General features: G+C 70.4%; 14 protein-coding genes. 4 read left to right on the top strand and 10 right to left on the bottom strand.

The genetic code is table 11. The features are described 5' to 3' along the window. Positions 1-51: 51 nt before the first annotated feature. The 6 genes from rbsD to ACFZDJ_RS06060 form a co-directional block, all read right to left on the bottom strand. Positions 52-441: a D-ribose pyranase gene (gene rbsD / locus ACFZDJ_RS06085; RefSeq protein ID WP_168508783.1), complete on the bottom strand. Its 390-nt coding sequence runs from the start codon at positions 439-441 to the stop codon at positions 52-54. Then, a complete protein-coding gene (locus ACFZDJ_RS06080; protein ID WP_390927071.1) occupies positions 438-1,337 on the bottom strand; it encodes a PfkB family carbohydrate kinase in 900 nt (299 codons plus the stop codon). Before ACFZDJ_RS06080 ends, rbsD begins: the two co-directional genes overlap by 4 nt. 112 nt (positions 1,338-1,449) lie before the next feature. After that, positions 1,450-3,399, bottom strand: a complete 1,950-nt coding sequence (locus tag ACFZDJ_RS06075) for a substrate-binding domain-containing protein (protein ID WP_391056420.1) — start codon at positions 3,397-3,399, stop codon at positions 1,450-1,452. Next, on the bottom strand, positions 3,389-4,933 hold the full coding sequence (locus tag ACFZDJ_RS06070; RefSeq protein ID WP_390927075.1) for an ATP-binding cassette domain-containing protein: 1,545 nt from the start codon (positions 4,931-4,933) through the stop codon (positions 3,389-3,391). The genes ACFZDJ_RS06075 and ACFZDJ_RS06070 overlap by 11 nt, the downstream gene beginning before the upstream one ends. Continuing rightward, on the bottom strand, positions 4,930-5,964 hold the full coding sequence (locus ACFZDJ_RS06065; protein WP_391056418.1) for a substrate-binding domain-containing protein: 1,035 nt from the start codon (positions 5,962-5,964) through the stop codon (positions 4,930-4,932). The genes ACFZDJ_RS06070 and ACFZDJ_RS06065 overlap by 4 nt, the downstream gene beginning before the upstream one ends. A gap of 201 nt (positions 5,965-6,165) precedes the next feature. Continuing rightward, positions 6,166-6,897: an NAD(P)H-binding protein gene (locus ACFZDJ_RS06060; RefSeq protein ID WP_391056415.1), complete on the bottom strand. Its 732-nt coding sequence runs from the start codon at positions 6,895-6,897 to the stop codon at positions 6,166-6,168. Positions 6,898-7,100: 203 nt separating this feature from the next. Here ACFZDJ_RS06060 and ACFZDJ_RS06055 point away from each other — a divergent pair, with 203 nt between their 5' ends. Together ACFZDJ_RS06055 and ACFZDJ_RS06050 are read left to right on the top strand one after the other, a co-directional pair. Continuing rightward, positions 7,101-9,365 (top strand): ATP-dependent RecD-like DNA helicase, encoded by a 2,265-nt coding sequence (locus ACFZDJ_RS06055; protein WP_391056413.1) that lies wholly within the window; start codon positions 7,101-7,103, stop codon positions 9,363-9,365. Between the two features lie 363 nt (positions 9,366-9,728). Then, positions 9,729-11,018 (top strand): citrate synthase, encoded by a 1,290-nt coding sequence (locus tag ACFZDJ_RS06050; RefSeq protein ID WP_067370471.1) that lies wholly within the window; start codon positions 9,729-9,731, stop codon positions 11,016-11,018. Between the two features lie 581 nt (positions 11,019-11,599). Here ACFZDJ_RS06050 and ACFZDJ_RS06045 read toward each other — a convergent pair. From ACFZDJ_RS06045 to ACFZDJ_RS06030, 4 genes are all read right to left on the bottom strand, one after another. Continuing rightward, the gene (locus ACFZDJ_RS06045; protein ID WP_390927083.1) at positions 11,600-13,876 is read right to left on the bottom strand and encodes a heavy metal translocating P-type ATPase; all 2,277 of its coding nucleotides are present in this window, start codon (positions 13,874-13,876) and stop codon (positions 11,600-11,602) included. A 182-nt stretch (positions 13,877-14,058) separates the two neighbouring features. Then, complete coding sequence (locus ACFZDJ_RS06040; RefSeq protein WP_390927085.1) at positions 14,059-14,298, bottom strand: cation transporter; 240 nt, start codon at positions 14,296-14,298, stop codon at positions 14,059-14,061. Between the two features lie 64 nt (positions 14,299-14,362). Further along, positions 14,363-15,313 (bottom strand): PrsW family glutamic-type intramembrane protease, encoded by a 951-nt coding sequence (locus ACFZDJ_RS06035; RefSeq protein WP_391056411.1) that lies wholly within the window; start codon positions 15,311-15,313, stop codon positions 14,363-14,365. Between the two features lie 201 nt (positions 15,314-15,514). Further along, complete coding sequence (locus ACFZDJ_RS06030; protein WP_390928634.1) at positions 15,515-16,231, bottom strand: TetR family transcriptional regulator; 717 nt, start codon at positions 16,229-16,231, stop codon at positions 15,515-15,517. A gap of 443 nt (positions 16,232-16,674) precedes the next feature. On the opposite strand from ACFZDJ_RS06030, the gene ACFZDJ_RS06025 reads away from it, so the two are divergent. Together ACFZDJ_RS06025 and ACFZDJ_RS06020 are read left to right on the top strand one after the other, a co-directional pair. Then, positions 16,675-18,912, top strand: a complete 2,238-nt coding sequence (locus ACFZDJ_RS06025; RefSeq protein WP_391056408.1) for an MMPL family transporter — start codon at positions 16,675-16,677, stop codon at positions 18,910-18,912. Between the two features lie 44 nt (positions 18,913-18,956). After that, a complete protein-coding gene (locus ACFZDJ_RS06020) occupies positions 18,957-19,991 on the top strand; it encodes a zinc-binding dehydrogenase (protein ID WP_390927091.1) in 1,035 nt (344 codons plus the stop codon). The last annotated feature ends 9 nt before the right edge of the window (positions 19,992-20,000 follow it).

Below are 20,000 nucleotides of genomic sequence, written 5' to 3'. Positions count from 1 at the left end.
CGGGCCCCTCGAAGCATGTCGGGCACTGTGCCGAACCCGTCGGGCGTCGGGTCAGAAGAACACCCCGCACCGCAGCAGCACATTCGCGTACGGCCGCGCCTCTCCCGTGCGGACGATCAGCTTCGCGCCCGCCGACAGCGACTTCAGTTCCTCGTGGGAGACCGTCGACAGCGTGGGGAAACGGGCGTCCAGCAGGGCCGTCGCCTCCGGGTTCGCCCCGCGGACCTCGCGCGCGGCCGTGGCGCCCTCCACCACGAGTTCCTCCAGCAGCCCGTCGAGCACCTCGGCGAAGGACGGCACGCCGGCCCGGAAGGCCAGGTCCACGACGCGCGGACCGGCGGGGATGGGCATCCCGGCATCGCAGACGAGCACCCCGTCCCCGTGGCCCAGCTCGGCCAGCGCGCCCGACAGATGGCGGTTCAGGATTCCGGCCTTCTTCATGGCGACGCGACCTCTTCGGCCGTCGGGAAGGACTCCTGCGCGCCGGCGCGGGTGACCGCCGCCGCACCGACGCGGGCGGCGTACGCGGCCGCCTCGGCGAGCGGCTCGTCGAGCCCCAGCCGCCACGCCAGTGCCGCCGTGAACGCGTCCCCCGCGCCCGTCGTGTCCACCGTCTCCACCTTCACCGACGGCACCCGCGCGGCGCCCTCGGCGGAAGCCACCAGCGCGCCCCGCGCGCCCAGCGTGATCACCACCGAGCGCGGGCCGAGGGCGAGCAGGGCGGACGCCCAGTCCTGCGGGGAGTCCCCGAGATCCGTGCCGACGATCACCCGCGCCTCGTGCTCGTTCACGATCAGCGGATCGCAGGCCGCGAGCACCTCGGCGGGCAGCGCCCGCGGCGGCGACGGGTTCAGTACGAATCGGCTGCCGGGAGCGAGATTCCGTACGACCTCCACGACCGTCTCCAACGGGATCTCCAGCTGCGCCGAGACCACCCGGGAGGTCGCCAGGAGGTTTCCGGCGGACTGTACGTCCTCGGGTGTGAGGCGGCCGTTGGCACCCGGCGAGACCACGATGCTGTTGTCCCCGGAGGGATCCACCGTGATCAGCGCGACCCCGGTCGGCGCCCCGCCGACGAGCACGCCCGCCGTGTCGACCCCGGCGGCCCGCTGCGAGTCGAGCAGCAGCCGCCCGTGCGCGTCGTCGCCGACCCGGGCCAGCAGCGCCGTACGGGCTCCGAGGCGGGCGGCGGCGACCGCCTGGTTGGCGCCCTTGCCGCCCGGGTGGACGACGAGGTCGGAGCCGAGCACCGTCTCGCCGGCCGCGGGCCGCCGCTCGACCCCGATCACCAGGTCGGCGTTGGCCGATCCCACGACCAGCAGGTCGTAGTCGTACATGAACTTTCTCCCTATGAAGGTGAGTCATGAAGGTGAGTCGACACAACAGGGCGAGCCGCCCGGCGGCGCGCGGAGGTCGTCCGCGGCGCGCTTTCCGGGCGGCCCGCTCAGGTCATCCGCCGAAGCCGGCCACATTCTCCTTCGTGACCACCTTCACCGGCACCATCACCGTCTTCTCGACCTTCTTGCCCTCGGCGGCGTTCAGCGCGTTCTCCACCGCGATCCGGCCGAGTTCCGTCGGCTGCTGGGCCACGGACGCGTACATCGTGCCGTCCTTGACCGCCTTCAGGCCGTCCGGTTCGCCGTCGAAGCCGATGACCGAGACCGACGTGCCGGCCTTGGAGCCGAGCGCCTTGATCGCGCCGAGCGCCATCTCGTCGTTCTCGGCGAAGACGCCCTGGATGTCGGGGTGCGCCTGAAGCAGGTTCGTCATCACGTCGAGGCCCTTGGTGCGGTCGAAGTCCGCGGGCTGCCGGGCGACGACCTCGATGCCCGGGTAGGCCTTCAGACCCTCGGCGAAGCCCGCGCCGCGCTCACGGCTCGCGGACGTTCCGGCCAGACCCTGCAGGATCACGATCTTGCCCTTGCCGCCCAGCTTCTCGGCCATCGCCTTGGCGCCGAGCTTGCCGCCCGCGATGTTGTCGGAGGCGACCAGCGCGGCCGTGTCGGCCTTGTTCACGCCCCGGTCCACGCCGACGACGGGGATGCCCGCCTTGTTCGCGGAGCGGACCGCCGGGCCCGCCGCGTCCGAGTCCACCGGATTGACGATGATCGAGCCGAGACCCGAACTGGTGAAGTTCTGGAGCTGGTTGGCCTGCTGCGAGGCGTCGTTCTGCGCGTCCGTGACCGTCAGGTCCACGCCGAGCTTCTTCGCCTCCTGCTGGGCACCCGACTTGATCTGCACGAAGAACGGGTTGTTCAGGGTGGAGAGGGACAGGCCCACCTTCTTCGTCGCCGACGAGGAGCCGTTGTGCAGGAAGGACATCGCACCGACGACGGCCGCCGCGACCACGGCCGCGATGATGTACGTCGCCGCCTGCTTGCCCCTGCCGCCGGGCGCACCCGCCCCGGCGGCCACCGGAGTCGCCCCGGCCTTGCGCCGCACCGTGTCCAGCAGCACCGCCAGCGCGATCACGACACCGATGACGACCTGCTGCCAGAAGGCGGAGACGGAGAGCAGGTTCAGACCGTTGCGGAGCACCGCGAGGATCAGGGCGCCGATCAGCGTGCCGGACGCCTTGCCGGTGCCGCCCGCCAGGGAGGCGCCGCCGATGACGACCGCGGCGATCGCGTCCAGCTCGTAGCCCTGCGCGGCCTGCGGCTGCGCCGAGGACAGGCGGGAGGCGAGCACGATGCCCGCGGCGGCCGCGAAGAGACCCGACAGCGCGTAGATCGCGAGCTTCTGCCTCTTCACCCGCAGGCCCGAGAGGCGCGCGGCCTCCTCGTTGCCGCCGATCGCGTACATGGAGCGGCCGATGTACGTACGGCCCAGGATCAGGGCGGTGATCAGGCCCATGACGACCATCACCAGCACAGGGACCGGCAGCCAGCCGCCGAGGGTGTCACCGAGGTGCGAGACCGAGTCGGGGAAGGCGATCGGCGAGCCCTGCGAGATCACCAGGGACAGACCGCGGCCCACCGACAGCATGGCGAGCGTCGCGATGAACGGCGGCAGCTTCCCGTAGGAGATCAGGACGCCGTTGACCAGGCCGCTCGCTATGCCGGTCGCGACCGCGAGGATCAGCGCCATCCAGACCGGGACGCCCTGGGAAGTCGCCATCCAGGCGAGGACGGTGGCGGACAGCGCGGCGACCGAGCCGACCGACAGGTCGATGCCCGCCGAGACGATCACGAAGGTCACGCCGAAGGCGAGGATGGCGGTCACGGCCGCCTGGACGCCGATGTTGAGCAGGTTGTCCGTCGTCAGGAAGTCGCCGGACAGCGCCGACATCGCGATGACGAGGGCGATGAGCGCGGTGAGCGCCCCGTTGTCGAGCAGAAGGCGGCGGACCGCCGAGACGCCACTCGCGCCCGTAGTGCTCTTGAGCGTGTCAGTGGCCACGGGAGCCCTCCACAGCGGTAACAGAGTTGGTGGTCGGTGTGCTGACGGCGAGTGCCATCACGGAGTCCTGGGTCGCCTCGTCGGCGGACAGTTCGCCCGCGATCCGGCCCTGGGCCATCACCAGCACCCGGTCGCTCATGCCGAGCACCTCGGGCAGATCGCTGGAGATCATCAGGACGGCCGCGCCGGCGGCCGTCAGTTCGTTGACGAGCTGGTAGATCTCGACCTTGGCGCCGACGTCGATGCCACGGGTCGGCTCGTCGAGGATCAGCACCTTGGTGTCGGCCAGCAGCCACTTGCCGATGACGACCTTCTGCTGGTTGCCGCCGGAGAGGGTGCGCACGTGCTGGCCGAGACCGGCCATCCGGACGCCGAGCTGCTCGGCGATCCGCGCGGCGGCCTCCCGCTGGCCCTTGAGGTCGACGAGCCCGCCATGGGTCGCCGCCCGCATGGTGACCAGGCCGAGGTTCTCCTCGACGGAGGCGTCCAGGAGCAGCCCCTGGCCCTTGCGGTCCTCGGGGATGAGCCCGATCCCGGCCGCCATCGCCGCGTTCACGTCGTGCCGCCGCAGCTCGGAACCGGCGACCTTGACGGCCCCCTTGTCGTACGGATCGGCCCCGAAGACCGCTCGTACGACCTCCGTACGCCCGGCCCCCACGAGCCCCGCGATACCGACGACCTCACCGGCCCGCACCTCGAAACTCACGTCGTGGAAGACCCCGTCACGGGTCAGCCCCTCGACGGTCAGCAGGGCGGTCCCGGAGCCGTCGTCACCAGTGGCCCGCACGCGTGGATACTGCTGCTCGATCGACCGCCCCACCATGAGCCGTACGAGCTCGTCCTCGGTGGTGGAGGCCGGGACCTGCCCGACGCTCTTGCCGTCCCGGATGACGGTGACCCGGTCCCCCAGGGCGGCGATCTCCTCCAGGTGGTGCGTGATGAAGACGATGCCGACACCGTCCTCGCGCAGCTGGCGCACGATGGCGAAGAGTTTCTCGACCTCTTCGGAGGTGAGCACCGCGGTCGGCTCGTCCATGATCAGAACGCGGGCGTTCAGGCTCAGCGCCTTGGCGATCTCGACCATCTGGAGACGTGCGATACCGAGTTCACGCACCCGCGCGCGCGGGGAGACGCTGACCCCGACCCGCTCCAGCAGTTCGGCGGCCTCGGCCTCCATCGTCTTCCGGTCGATCAACCCGTAGCGGCGCGGCTGCCGCCCCAGGAAGATGTTCTCCGCGACCGTCAGATCGGGAACGAGGTTGAACTCCTGGTAGATGGTCGCGATCCCGAGGCGCTCGGAGTCCTGCGCACCATGGATGCGCACCTCCTCGCCGTCGACGAGGACGCGCCCGGAGTCGGGCTGGTAGGCGCCCGAGAGCATCTTGATGAGCGTGCTCTTGCCGGCACCGTTCTCGCCGAGCAGCACATGCACCTCGCCGCGGCGCAGATCGAAGTCGACGCTGTCGAGCGCGACCACGCCGGGGAAGGTCTTTCGGATGCCCTCGATGCGCAGCAACTCGTCCTGGTTGCTCACGACTTACTCCTGTTCGTTACGGGGGAGTGCGGGGTGGGGGCCGGTTCGCCGCACGAGCGGCGGACGACGAGACGGGCGGCGAGGGTGACCGACTGCGGGGGCCGCCCCTCGATCCGGTCGACGAGCGCGCGTACGGCGGCCCGCCCCAGCTCGCCGGTCGGCTGGGCGACCGCGGTGATCGGCGGATCGGTGTGCACGAACCACGGGATGTCGTCGAACGCCGCGAGCGCGATGTCCTCGGGAACCCGCAGCCCGCGCGCGCGGACCGCGTCCAGCGCGCCGAGCGCCATCAGGTTGTCGGCGGCGAAGACGACCTCGGGTGGTTCGGGCAGGTCGAGGAAGCCCTCGGTGACCCGCCGTCCGCTCTCGGCCTGGAAGTCGCCCTGGCCTATGTAGGCGTCCGGGAGCGGCAGCCCGTGTTCGGCCATGGCCTCCCGGAAGGCCTCGACGCGCTCGCTGCCGGTGGTGGTCGCCGCGGGCCCCGCGATGATCGCGAGCCGGCGGTGTCCGAGCGCGTGCAGATGCGCCACGAGATCCCGGACCGCGGTCCGGCCGTCCGCCCGTACGACGGGCACGTCCACGCCCGGGATCCAGCGGTCCACGAAGACCATCGGTGTCCCCGCTCGCGCGGCGTCCAGCATTCCGGGGGAGCCGCCGTCGGCGGGGGAGACGAGCAGTCCGTCGATCCGCCGGTCCAGCAGGGTCCGTACGTGGTGGTCCTGGAGGTCCGGCCGTTCGTCGGCGTTGCCGATGATCACGCTGTAGCCGAGGGCGCGGGCCTCCTCCTCGACGGAGCGGGCCAGCTCGGTGAAGTACGGGTTGAGCACGTCGCTGATGACCAGGCCGAGGGTGCGGGTCTGGTCGGTGCGCAGGGAGCGGGCGACGGCGTTCGGGCGGTAGCCCAGGGTCTGTACTGCGGCCAGCACGCGGGTGCGTGCGTCTTCGCTGACCGATGGATGATCGTTCAGGACGCGCGAGACCGTGGCGGCGGATACGCCGGCCTCGGCGGCAACGTCCTTGATGCTCGCCATCGCCGCTCCACCTCCTCGTGGAATCGATTACACGGAGGATTGGAATCGATTACACGAGCATTAATCAAGACCTCAACCACATGCCGAGATCGGATCGTGATGAACGGCGCTCGGATGAGCGGAGTGAGGTGGGGGGTGGGGCAGGGGGTGGGGCAGGGGTGGAGCACCCGCCCCTCGTGGATCGCGGGTGCTCCAGAGGGGCTACTTCAGCCAGTCGGTGTAGTGGGTGGGGGCGATGCGGGCGCCCTTCTTGGTGGTGAGGACGTCGCCGTGGACCGCGGCGAACATGCCGGCGGTGTCGTCGACGGTCACCGAGCGTTCGTCGCCCTTGAAGGTGAGGGTGATCCGGCCCAGTTCGTCCAGCGGGTAGGTGTCGGGCCCGCCGACGTCGAGGGTGCCGCCCAGGGGTGATCCGGCCGCGACCTCGGCGACGGTGGCCGCGACGTCCGCCGCGGCGATCGGCTGGATGGGGGTGCGGGGCAGGCGGACGGTGTCGCCGTCGGTGGTCCAGGACAGGACGGCGTCGACGAACTCCATGAACTGGGTGGCGCGGACGATGGAGTACGGCACGGGGCCGGCCTTGAGGATGTCTTCCTGGAGGGCCTTGGCGCGGTAGTAGTCGAGCTCCGGCACCTGGTCGGTGCCGACGATGGACAGGATGACGAAGTGTCCGACGCCCGTCCGCTCGGCCGCGGCCAGGAGGTTGTCCATCGAGGTCCGGAAGAAGGTGGCGGAGGCGTCGTCGAAGGTGGGGGAGTTGGTCAGGTTGACGACCACGTCGGCGCCGGCCAGCGCCGCGTCCACGCCCTGACCGGTGAGGACGTCGACCCCGGTGGACAGCGAGTGCGCCACCGCCTCGTGTCCGGCCGCGTTCAGGTCCCGGACGACCTGCGACCCGATCAGCCCGGTCCCGCCGATGACTGCGAACTTCATGAGACGTCCTGCCCTTCACTCGTTGTCACTCGTCGATCATTGTCCGTTATGAATCTTATGTACCTTTAGGTCGCTTCATTCATCGACTCGGCCCACTGGGCGGCATCAGCGGTCGGCTGAACGGGAGCGAGGTGCAGGTCCGCCCGCCCGCCGCTGTCCGTCGCGGCGCCCCGGCTGTCAGTCGTCACAGGTACCTTCGGATCATGTCCAATCAGGCGGGGAACCGGCAGATGCAACTGGCGGTCGTCGAGGGCGTGCTCGAGCGGATCACGTACGCCAACGAGGAGAACGGGTACACGGTCGCGAGGGTGGACACCGGCCGAGGCGCCGGCGATCTGCTCACCGTCGTGGGCGCACTCCTCGGCGCCCAGGTGGGCGAGTCGCTCCGGATGGAGGGCCGTTGGGGCTCCCACCCGCAGTACGGCAAGCAGTTCACGGTGGAGAACTACACGACCGTCCTGCCCGCCACCGTCCAGGGCATCCGCCGCTACCTCGGCTCCGGCCTGGTCAAGGGCATCGGCCCGATCTTCGCCGACCGCATCACCCGGCACTTCGGGCTGGACACGCTCCAGATCATCGAGGAGGAGCCGAAGCGCCTCATCGAGGTCCCCGGCCTCGGCCCCAAGCGCACCAAGAAGATCGCCGACGCCTGGGAGGAGCAGAAGGCGATCAAGGAGGTCATGCTCTTCCTCCAGACCGTCGAGGTGTCGACGTCGATCGCGGTGCGCATCTACAAGAAGTACGGCGACGCGTCGATCTCGGTCGTCAAGAACCAGCCCTACCGCCTGGCCGCCGACGTCTGGGGCATCGGCTTCCTCACCGCCGACAAGATCGCCCAGTCCGTCGGCATCCCGCACGACAGCCCCGAGCGCGTCAAGGCGGGCCTTCAGTACGCCCTGTCGCAGTCCGCCGACCAGGGCCACTGCTTCCTCCCCGAGGAGCAGCTGATCGCCGACGCGGTGAAGCTGCTCCAGGTGGACACGGGCCTGGTCATCGAATGCCTGGCGGAACTGGCGGAGCCGACCGAGGACGAGGACGAACCCGGTGGCGTACGGGAGCCGGGCGTCGTACGCGAGAAGGTCCCCGGTCCCGACGGCGGCCCGGACACCGTCACGGCCGTCTACCTGGTCCCCTTCCACCGCGCCGAACTCTCCCTCTCGGCCCAGCTGTTGCGCCTCCTGCGCACCACCGAGGACCGGATGCCCGGTTTCCACGACGTGGCCTGGGACAAGGCACTGACCTGGCTGAAGGGGCGTACGGGCGCGGAGTTGGCGCCCGGTCAGGAGGAGGCCGTCCGGCTGGCGCTCACCAAGAAGGTCGCGGTGCTCACCGGGGGCCCCGGCTGCGGCAAGTCGTTCACGGTCCGCTCGATCGTGGAGCTGGCGCGCGCCAAGCGGGCGAAGGTCGTGCTCGCGGCGCCGACGGGCCGTGCCGCCAAGCGACTCGCCGAGCTGACCGGAGCGGACGCCTCCACCGTGCACCGGCTCCTGGAGCTCAAGCCGGGCGGGGACGCGGCGTACGACAAGGACCGGCCGCTGGACGCCGACCTGGTGGTCGTGGACGAGGCCTCCATGCTCGACCTCCTCCTCGCCAACAAGCTGGTCAAGGCGGTGCCGCCGGGCGCCCACCTGCTGTTCGTCGGGGACGTCGACCAACTCCCCAGCGTCGGCGCGGGCGAGGTCCTGCGCGACCTGCTCGCCGACCGGAGCCCCATCCCCTCCGTCCGTCTGACCCAGGTCTTCCGCCAGGCCCAGCAGTCCGGAGTGGTGACGAACGCGCACCGGATCAACTCCGGGCAGCACCCCGTCACCGACGGCATGAAGGACTTCTTCCTCTTCGTCGAGGACGAGACCGAGGAGGCCGGGCGGCTCACCGTGGATGTGGCGGCACGGCGGATTCCGGCCAGGTTCGGGCTCGACCCGCGCCGGGACATCCAGGTGCTGGCGCCCATGCACCGCGGCCCGGCGGGCGCGGGCACCCTCAACGGCCTGTTGCAGCAGGCGATTACGCCCGGCCGCCCCGACCTGCCCGAAAAACGCTTCGGCGGCCGGGTCTTCCGGGTCGGCGACAAGGTGACCCAAATCCGCAACAACTACGAAAAAGGGGAGAACGGCGTCTTCAACGGCACCGTGGGCGTGGTCACCTCACTCGACTCCGAGGAGCAGCGTCTGACGGTGCTGACGGACGAGGACGAGGAGGTCCCCTACGACTTCGACGAACTCGACGAGCTGGCCCACGCGTACGCGGTGACGATCCACCGCTCCCAGGGCAGCGAGTACCCCGCGGTGGTGATCCCGGTCACCACCGGCGCGTGGATGATGCTCCAGCGCAATCTGCTCTACACGGCGGTCACCCGGGCCAAGAAGCTCGTCGTCCTGGTCGGCTCCCGCAAGGCGATCGGCCAGGCGGTCCGCACGGTGTCGGCGGGCCGCCGCCACACATCCCTCGATCACCGCCTCACCACGTGACGGCCCGGCCCTCGAACACCGGGTGCCCCGAGGCGGTCTGGGGGCGCGGGGAACTGCGCGACCAGCCCCACCGGTCCGCAGCCGAAAAAGGACGCCCCCCGGGGTCCGGGGCGGAGCCCCGGGGGATGGGAAACCCACCCCCATCCCGGGCATCACAAAAAATGATCGATCAAATGAGTCGCAAAGGTCACACAGCACTTCCGGAACCAGGGCGAAGGGGGGCAGGATGAGCAGGTTGGCGGCACTGAGTGCCGCCAATAGGCCCAATGGTCGACCCCGAGTGCACTCTCCAGGGCCAAATGGGGGATGGTAGAGACAGTCAGGGCACCTCGAAGAAGAGGCACAACGTCGGTGAGGGATGACGTGAGCGACAACTCTGTAGTACTGCGGTACGGCGATGGCGAGTACACCTACCCGGTGATCGACAGCACCGTCGGCGACAAGGGCTTCGACATCGGGAAGCTCCGCGCCCAGACCGGGCTGGTGACGCTGGACAGCGGGTACGGCAACACCGCCGCGTATAAATCCGCGATCACCTACCTCGACGGTGAGCAGGGCATCCTCCGGTACCGCGGCTACCCGATCGAACAGCTGGCCGAGCGCTCCACCTTCCTTGAGGTGGCCTCTCTGCTGATCAACGGCGAGCTGCCGAACGTGGACGAGCTCTCCACCTTCAAGAACGAGATCACGCAGCACACCCTGCTGCACGAGGACGTCAAGCGCTTCTTCCAGGGCTTCCCGCGCGACGCCCACCCGATGGCGATGCTGTCGTCGGTGGTCAGTGCCCTGTCGACGTTCTACCAGGACAGCCACAACCCGTTCGACGAGAAGCAGCGTCACCTTTCGACGATCCGCCTTCTTGCCAAGCTTCCGACGATCGCGGCGTACGCCTACAAGAAGTCGATCGGTCACCCCTTCGTCTACCCGCGCAACGACCTCGGGTACGTCGAGAACTTCCTGCGCATGACCTTCTCGGTCCCCGCCCAGGATTACGAGCTCGACCCGGTCGTCGTCGCCGCGCTCGACAAGCTGCTCATCCTGCACGCCGACCACGAGCAGAACTGTTCGACCTCCACCGTGCGCCTGGTGGGCTCGTCGCAGGCGAACATGTTCGCGTCGATCTCCGCCGGCATCAGCGCGCTGTGGGGTCCCCTGCACGGTGGCGCCAACCAGTCCGTGCTGGAGATGCTGGAGGGCATCCAGGCCTCCGGCGGCGACGTCGACTCCTTCATCCGCAAGGTGAAGAACAAGGAGGACGGCGTCCGTCTGATGGGCTTCGGCCACCGCGTCTACAAGAACTTCGACCCCCGGGCGAAGATCATCAAGGCGGCGGCGCACGACGTCCTCTCGGCGCTCGGCAAGTCCGACGAGCTGCTGGACATCGCGCTCAAGCTGGAGGAGCACGCGCTCTCCGACGACTACTTCGTCTCGCGCAGCCTCTACCCGAACGTGGACTTCTACACCGGTCTGATCTACCGCGCGATGGGCTTCCCGACCGAGATGTTCACGGTCCTGTTCGCCCTCGGCCGCCTCCCGGGCTGGATCGCCCAGTGGCACGAGATGATCAAGGAGCCCGGCTCCCGCATCGGCCGCCCGCGCCAGATCTACACGGGCGAGGTCCTGCGCGACTTCGTCCCGGTCGAGGCCCGCTAGCGGCAGGTCACGTACAAGAAAAACGGAAAGCGCCCTGCTACCGGTCCCCCCACGGGCCGGCAGTCAGGGCGCTTTCCTTGTCCCGGTGCGGATTCCCCCCACGGGATCCGGCCGGGCGTCTGTGGGACAGCGCCTGAATCGCTGCGAGCGTGCTGACGCGTTGCTCCCGGCCGGCCGGGCTGACCGGACCGACCGTGAGCAAAACGAGCAAAACTCTCTGTACTACTGCGGTGCTCATGTACTGCTGGGGTGCGGTCTGCCGGGACCCGTACCGACGGGAGGGCCGCTCAAAGCTCCCCGCTGCACGTGCCCCGGCAACGCAGTTCCGGGAACGTCCCCCAAGACATCCCCAGATGTCAGAGACGCCCCCCAAGACGTCTCCGGCATCGCCAACTTAGACTCACGAACCCCTTCGATGGTTACGTTCGCATCACTGTGATCTGCGTCTCTTGCGTATGTCCTGAAGATACGCAAGAGCCCTGATATGGCAATCGAGGCCCAAGCGTAAGGAAGATGCGCGAGCCTTGTGAAGAGCTTATGTGAGGCTCCCGTTGGACTCTAGGGGGACTCTTACTCCGTCGTCATGAGAATGTCCTGAGTCGAAGGCTGTTCGTCACCACGAACACCGACGAGAAGGCCATCGCGGCCCCCGCGATCATCGGGTTGAGGAGTCCGGCCGCGGCGAGCGGCAGTGCCGCCACGTTGTATCCGAACGCCCACACCAGGTTCCCCTTGATCGTGGAGAGGGTCTTGCGCGACAGCCGGATCGCGTCCGCGGCCACGCGCAGATCCCCCCGGACCAGCGTCAGGTCGCTCGCCTCGATCGCCGCGTCCGTGCCCGTCCCCATGGCGAGGCCCAGGTCGGCGGTGGCGAGCGCCGCCGCGTCGTTCACCCCGTCGCCGACCATCGCCACGGTCCGCCCCTCACTCTGGAGGCGCCTGACGACGGCGACCTTGTCCTCGGGCAGCACCTCGGCGATCACCTCCCCGGGGTCGATGCCGACGGCACGCGCCACGGACTGGGCGACCGCCCGGTTGTCCCCGGTGAGCAGGACCGGTGTGAGCCCCAGGCCGCGCAGCGCGCGCACCGCCTCGGCGCTGGTCTCCTTGATCGCGTCGGCGACGGTCAGGACACCGAGTGCCACCCCGTCCCGGGCGACCACGACGGCCGTACGTCCCTCCGCCTGTGCCTCGGCCTTGGCGCGGGCCAGCGCCTCCGGGAGCGCGCCCTCGTGGAGCCGCCCCACCTGGACGTCGTGACCCTCCACGCGCCCGCGCACGCCGAGCCCGGGGACGTTCTCGAAGTGCTCCACCGGGGGAAGGTCACCAGCCCGCTCCTGAGCGCCCGCGGCGATCGCCTGGGCCACCGGATGCTCGGAGGCGTGTTCCAGGGCGCCTGCGAGCCGCAGGAGCTCCTTCTCGTCGGTGTCGGCGACGACGTACACCTCCCGCAGTGTCATCCGTCCCGTCGTCACCGTGCCGGTCTTGTCCAGGACGACCGTGTCGACGCGGCGCGTGGACTCCAGGACCTCGGGGCCCTTGATGAGGATGCCGAGTTGCGCGCCGCGGCCGGTGCCGACCATCAGGGCGGTCGGGGTCGCGAGGCCGAGGGCGCAGGGGCAGGCGATGATCAGCACCGCGACGGCCGCGGTGAAGGCGGCGACCGTGTCGCCGGTGACGCCGAGCCACACCCCGAACGTGCCGAGCGCGATCACCAGCACCACCGGCACGAAGATCCCGGAGATCCGGTCGGCGAGACGCTGTACCTCGGCCTTGCCGTTCTGCGCGTCCTCGACGAGCCGCGCCATCCGCGCGAGTTGGGTGTCGGCGCCGACCCGGGTCGCCTCGACGACGAGCCGTCCGCCGGCGTTCACGGTCGCGCCGGTGACGGCGGAGCCCACCGTCACGTCCACCGGCACCGACTCGCCCGTCAGCATGGAGGCGTCGACGGCGGAGGAACCCTCCACCACCGTCCCGTCGGTGGCGATCTTCTCGCCGGGCCGCACGACGAAACGGTCGCCCGTCGCCAGCCGCGCGACCGGGACACGGACCTCACGGCCGTCCCGTAGCACCGCGACGTCCTTGGCCCCCAGCTCCATCAGCGCCCGCAGCGCGGCTCCGGCCCGCCGCTTGGAGCGGGCCTCCAGGTAGCGGCCGAGCAGGATGAACGCGACGACACCCGCGGCGACTTCGAGATAGATCGTCGACGACCCCTCCGTACGCGAGACGGTGAGGTCGAAGCCGTGCCGCATGCCCGGCATGCCCGCGTTCCCCCAGAACAGCGCCCACAGGGACCAGCCGAACGCGGCGAGCGTGCCGACCGAGACGAGGGTGTCCATGGTGGCCGCGCCGTGACGCGCGTTGGTGAACGCGGCCCGGTGGAAGGGCAGTGCGCCCCAGGCCACGACGGGTGCGGCGAGGGTCAGCGAGAGCCACTGCCAGTTGTCGAACTGCAGCGCCGGGACCATCGACATCAGGACGACGGGGAGGGCGAGCAGGGCCGAGACGACGAGCCGTTCGCGCAGGGAGGCGAGTTCGGGGTCCTCGTCGGCGGCGCCGGCGTCGGTGGCCCGTTCCGGCGTCTCGAGGCGTGGCGGCGGGGGTTCCTCGGCCGTGTATCCCGTCTTCACGACGGTGGCGACGAGGTCGGCGACCTGTACCCCCACCGGGTACGAGACCTTCGCCTTCTGCGTCGCGAAGTTGACCGTGGCGGTGACGCCGTCCATGCGGTTGAGCTTCTTCTCGACGCGGGCCGCGCAGGAGGCGCAGGTCATTCCGCCGATGGTGAGCTCCACCTCCGACGGCGCGGCTGTCGCGGTCGTCACGGCTATGGCCGGCTCGGGTGCTGCGGTGGTCATGGTCGGGCTCCAGGGAATGAGCCGGGCCGTACGGAGCCAGTATCAGCTGGTCGGTACGGCCCGGTGTGGAGAGCTGTGTGAAGCGCTGGGTGGTGCGGGTGACACAGGTGATGCGGGTGATGTGGGTGATACGAGGAACCGGAAGGCGCGGGGGAGCGACCGGTAAGTGCGAGGCCGGTGACTCAGGCCTGGACGGCGAGCTCGAAGCCCGCTTCGTCGACGGCGGCGCGCACGGCCTCCTCGTCGAGCGGCGTCGCGGAGACCACGGTCACCTCGCCGGTGGCGGCGACGGCCTTCACCGAGGTGACACCGGGGATCTCGGAGATCTCGCCGGAGACGGAGCCCTCGCAGTGCCCGCAGCTCATTCCGCTCACCTGGTAGACGGTCGTGACGGAACCCGGGGTGTCGGTCTGCGCGGTCATGGCGTACTCCTCGTCGAGGCGTGTGGGGTTCGGGTGACTTGCTCAGGTAGTCAAGACTATACCCCTAGGGGGTATTTCTCCAAGCGAAGTCGCGGCGTGTCAGTGAACGAACCCAGCCGACCCCCGCGAGCGCGACGATGATCAGGCCGCCCACCGAGAACAGCGTGAAGAGATGTTTCTGCTCGTCGGTGGGCCCCTGCAGGTACCCCAGCTCGAACAGCGTCCGGTCGAGCCCCGTCGTGGTCAGCCGCGCGACCAGCCAGAGCGCGATGCCGTGTGTCGAGTCCCACAGGGCGTGCAGCAGTGACACGCCGACGTAGCTGCCCGCCACCGGGCCGGCGTACTGGAAGCGCCCTTGCGGGTTGCGGTACGTGAGCAGCGCCGCTCCCGTGATCGCCGTCCACAGGCCGTGCCCGAAGGGGGTGAGGAGCCCGCGCAGGATCTCCGTCTCCAGCAGTGCGCGCAGATCCAGTCCCTTGAGGGAGAAGGCGGCGTTGAACGCGTACCCCGCGCTCTCCAGTGCCGCGAAGCCGAAGCCGACGCTCGCGCCGAGCACGAGGCCGGCCCGCAGTCCCCGGAGCCGGGGGTGGCGGCGCAGGACGAACGCCAGCGCGGCCAGCTTCGCGGCCTCCTCGATCAGTCCGACGCCGACGCACCTCGACAGCGAGGGGTGGAGCAGGTGGTTCTCCATCACCGACGCGCCCAGCACCCCGAGGGTCCCGCCGGTCAGGAAGCAGCCGAGGATCACCTGGACGCCGAGGTCGCGGCCGTGGCGCTCGTACGCCCAGAGCGTGAAGACGACGGGTGCCAGGAAGCTGCCGAGCAGGATCAGGGTCGGCAGCAGTGTGGTGTTCCTCGTCGTGTACGTGACGATCACCGTCAGCGTCCAGAGCGCGAGCCCGCCGCCCAGGCAGCGTCGCCACAGTCCGGTGCGGATCTGGGGGTACGACGGCGGGGGCTGCTGGGGTCCGGGAATGCGGGCCCGGGGCGCGCCGGGCGGCTGATTCTGGGTCACGGCTTGCCCCTTGGGCTCGGTCTGATTTATCCGAACCTTATGGCAGATGTCCACTATGTCGCAGTATGGGGTACTCCGCCATGATCGAGGCGTGGGCGGCCGTGCTCGACGGCCGGGTCGCCTTGTGCGGTCGGGGGGTTGGGCCGTGCGTGGTCATCGGGTTGGGGTCGTGCGTGGTCGGGGGGTTGGAGCTGTGCGTGGTCAGGGGATTGGAGCCGTGAACTCCGCGGGGTCGGTGGTGAGGTCCGCCGGGGTGAGTGTCCTGTCGCGGATCAGCGGCTCCAGGTAGCGGAGCAGGACGTCCTTCAACTCTCGGATGTACGCCTCGCGCTCGGCTCCCTCGTTCGAGAGGACCAGCTCCAGGCCGGCCTTGTAGATGCCCAGGCACACGTGCGCGATGCGCGTGACCTCGGTGGCGGGCGCGTCGGTCATGAGGGAGGAGAGCAGCCCCTCTATCCGCGAGATCAGGGTCGCGTGCAGGGCGTCGTGATCCTCGGCGATCCGGCCCGGGATGTCGGGGCCGTGCATCAGTGCGAAGAACACGGGGTGATCGCAGTTGAAGGCGATGAACCGGTCGACCGCGGCGCCCACGGCCTCCTCCAGCGGGGTCCTGGGGTCGACCGGGGCCAGTGCCTCGCCGTAGGTGTCGCGCATCTCGTGCATGAGCCGGTCGCCCAGCTCGATCGCGATGGCCTCTTTGTTCGGGAAGAACTGGTACAGCGTGCCCGGCGAGACGCCCGCCTCGCGGGCGATGGCGTTGGTGCTGGCGGCGGTGTAGCCGGTGGTGCAGAAGACGGAGGCGGCGGCCTCCAGCAGCTGGGCGATCCTGCGCTCGCCGCGGGCCTGCCGTCGGCGGGGGCGCTCGTCGGCGGTGTGCGCGTCGGCGGTCTGTCTGTCGACGGCCTGCGCGTCGGCGATGCGCTGCGTCTCGGGCTTGTCGGGCACGAGTTATCCCCAGCTCTCCGAACGTGATTGACAAACGCGAGCGGTCGCTCGCATTCTAGTGAAACGCGAGCGATCTCTCGTGTTTGCCATTCTATGGCAATGGTCTACCCCTGCCGCCTGCGCACACGACCGGATGGTTGGACGGACGCCGCCGCGCGGACAGGGGGTCACGGTGAAGGGGACACCGCACGATGACCGAAGTCAACAGCGCGGATGACGGCCACGGGAGCGGCGCGGGGCGCGGGAGGGGCGCGAGCGCCGACGCGAGCGCGGGCGACGAACCGCGGGTGGGTGGAGGCCCGCCGGAGAGCGGAAGTCCGCCGGGGAAGAGCGGTCCGCGGGCGGGTGACGGCCGACGGGTGGGCGATGGCCCGCGAACCGGTCGCGGTGCCCGGGTCGGTGGCTGGACCCGGTTCGTGACCGCGCGCCCCCGGCTCTCCCTGTTCGTCGCACTGCTGCTCACCGCGCTCGCCGTGGTCGCCGGCAGCGGGGTCGCCGACCGGCTGGGCAGCGGCGGCTGGCAGGACCCGACCGCCGAGTCGACGTACGCGACCAAGGCGCTGGAGCGGGAGTTCCCCGCCTCGCAGCCCAATCTGCTGCTCCTGGTCGACTCGGGGCGCGCCACGGTCGACGCTCCCTCGGTCGCGACCGAGGCGAAGCGGCTCGCGGCGCGGCTCGCCGCCGAGCGGGGCGTCACGGGGGTCGGTTCGTACTGGGCGTCGGGCACGCCGGCGCTGAAGGCGAAGGACGGCCGCGAGGCGCTGATCGCCGCGCGGATAACGGGCGACGAGAAGACGGCGAGCGAGACCCTGGACCGCCTGGCGCCCCGCTATCGAGGGACGCACGGGCCGGTCGAGGTCAGGGTTGGCGGCCCGGTCGCGGTGCAGCACGAGATGCAGACGACCATCCGCGAGGACCTGACCCGGGCCGAGATGATCGCCCTGCCGGTGACCCTCGTGCTGCTGGTGATGGTCTTCGGCAGCGCGATCGCGGCCCTGCTGCCGCTCGGCGTGGGCATCGTCGCGATCCTGGGCACGAACGCGGTACTGCGCGGCCTCACCGAGTTCACCGACGTCTCGGTCTTCGCGATGAACCTCACCACGGCCCTGGGACTCGGCCTCGCCATCGACTACGCCCTGTTCATCGTCCGCAGATTCCGCGAGGAACTGGCCAAGGACGCCGCGCCCTCCCCGAACTCTCCACCGCGTTCGAGCAGGGAAGACGCCATCACGGCCATCGCCACGACCCTGCGCACCGCGGGCCGCACGGTCCTCTTCTCCTCCCTCACGGTCGCCGTCTCCCTGGCCGCGATGCTGCTCTTCCCGCAGTACTTCCTGCGCTCCTTCGCCTACGCGGGCATCGCCGTGGTGCTGCTGGCCGCAGCCGCCGCCCTGGTTCTGCTCCCGGCGGCGCTGGTGCTGCTCGGCCACCGGGTGAACTCGCTGGATCTGCGCCGCCTGTTCCGGCGCGGCCGGCCGACGGCGAGCGCGGACGGGGCCGCCTGGGGGCGCATGGCCGCCCTCGTCATGCGCAGGGCGCCGGTCTTCGCCGTCGCCACCACCGTCGGGCTGATCGTGCTCGGACTGCCCTTCCTGGGCGTGAAGTTCGGCACCGCGGACGACCGCCAACTGCCCTCGGGTGCCGAGTCCCACGTCGTCCAGCAGCACATACGGGACGGCTTCCCGGGCAGCCCCGGTGGTGCCCTGGAGGTGCTCGCGGAGGGCCGGGCGAGCGAGGCCCAGTACACGGCCTACAAGGACCGGATCGCCGCACTGCCCGAGGTGCTGCGGGTGGACGGGCCCCTGGCGCAGGGTGACTCGGCCTACTTCACGGTGCTGCCGAAGGGCGAGTCCGTCGGCGACGGAGCCCAGCGGCTGGTGCGCGAACTGCGCGCGACACAGGCCCCGTTCGACACGGCGGTGACCGGCACGGCGGCGGTCCTGGTCGACTCCAAGCACGCGATAGCCGACCGGCTCCCCTGGGCCGCGGCCTTCATCGCGATCGTCACCCTGCTCCTGGTCTTCCTCCTCACCGGCAGCGTGCTGATCCCGATCCAGGCGGTGCTGCTCAACGCGCTCAGCCTGACGGCGATGTTCGGCGCGGTGGTCTGGGTCTTCCAGGACGGCCATCTGTCGGGCCTGCTCGGCTTCACCAGCCCGGGATCGATAGAGACGACGCTCCCCGTCCTCATGTTCTGCGTCGCCTTCGGCCTCTCCATGGACTACGGAGTGTTCCTGCTCTCCCGGATAAAGGAGGAGTACGACCACACGGGCGACCACCGGGAGGCGGTCCGCTTCGGCCTCCAGCGCACCGGCGGACTGATCACCGCGGCCGCGGTCATCCTCGCCGTGGTGATGGTCGCGATCGGCACCTCACGCGTGACCAACACCAAGATGCTCGGCCTGGGCATCGCGCTCGCCGTGCTGATGGACGCGATGGTCGTCCGCAGTCTGCTGGTCCCGGCGGTCATGCGCCTCACGGGCCGCGCGACCTGGTGGGCACCGGGGCCGCTGCGGCGCTTCCACGACCGGTTCGGACTGAGCGAGGGCGAGGCGGAGCCGGACAGCACCTCGCAGGCGGACGACCAGGCGGACGACCGGGAGGACCATCGGGAGGACGACCGGGAGCGGGACAAGGTCGAGGCGCGCGGATAGCGTTCGCTCCGGAAGGGTGATCTTCGGGCGGAGGGGCGAGACGGATGCGGGCAGTGGTGTTCGAGCGGTACGAGGAGCCGGCCGAGGTGCGCGAGGTGGCGGACCCGGTGCCCGCGGAGCACGGGGTGGTGGTGCGGGTCGAGGCCACCGGGCTGTGCCGCAGCGACTGGCACGGCTGGATGGGGCACGACCCGGACATCACGCTGCCGCATGTGCCGGGCCACGAACTCGCGGGGACCGTCGAGGCGGTCGGTGCGCGGGTGAGCGGCTGGCGCCCCGGCGACCGGGTCACCGTCCCGTTCGTCTGCGCCTGCGGAACGTGTCCCTCCTGCGCGGCGGGAGACCAGCAGGTGTGCGAGCGGCAGACCCAGCCGGGGTTCACCCACTGGGGTTCCTTCGCCCAGTACGTGGCACTCGACCACGCCGAGGTGAACCTGGTGGCGGTGCCGGACGAGCTGTCCTTCGCGACGGCGGCGTCGCTGGGCTGCCGGTTCGCCACGGCGTTCCGCGCGGTGGTCGCGCAGGGCCGGGTGGCGGCGGGGGAGTGGGTCGCGGTGCACGGCTGCGGAGGCGTGGGACTGTCGGCGGTGATGATCGCGGCGGCGGCCGGGGCGCGGGTCGTGGCCGTGGACCTCTCACCCCAGGCCCTGGACCTGGCGCGGAAGTTCGGCGCGGTGGAGGCCGTGGACGCCTCGCGGGTCGGGGACACGGCGGCGGCGATCCGGGAGCTGACCGGCGGCGGCGCCCATCTCTCCCTCGACGCGCTCGGCTCCCCGGTCACCTGCGCCGCCTCGGTGAACGGTCTGCGCCGCCGGGGGCGCCACGTCCAGGTCGGTCTGCTGCCCGAGGACCCCGCGGTTCCGATGGCCCGGATGATCGGCCTCGAACTCGAACTCCTGGGCAGCCACGGCATGCAGGCGCACGCCTACCCCCGCATGCTCGAACTGGTCCGCGCCGGGGTGCTCCGCCCCGACCTCCTGGTCACCTCCACCATCCCGCTGGACGCGGTCCCTGCGGCCCTGGCGGCGATGGGGGCGGCGCCGGGGGCGGGGGTCACGGTCATCGAACCGTGGAGCTGAGCCCGGACA

Origin of the sequence: Streptomyces sp. NPDC007896 (genome assembly GCF_042959425.1) — a bacterium.
Taxonomy (GTDB): domain Bacteria; phylum Actinomycetota; class Actinomycetes; order Streptomycetales; family Streptomycetaceae; genus Streptomyces.
Note: the sequence above shows the minus strand (reverse complement) of the source record. Positions and strands in the feature narration are given on the sequence as shown.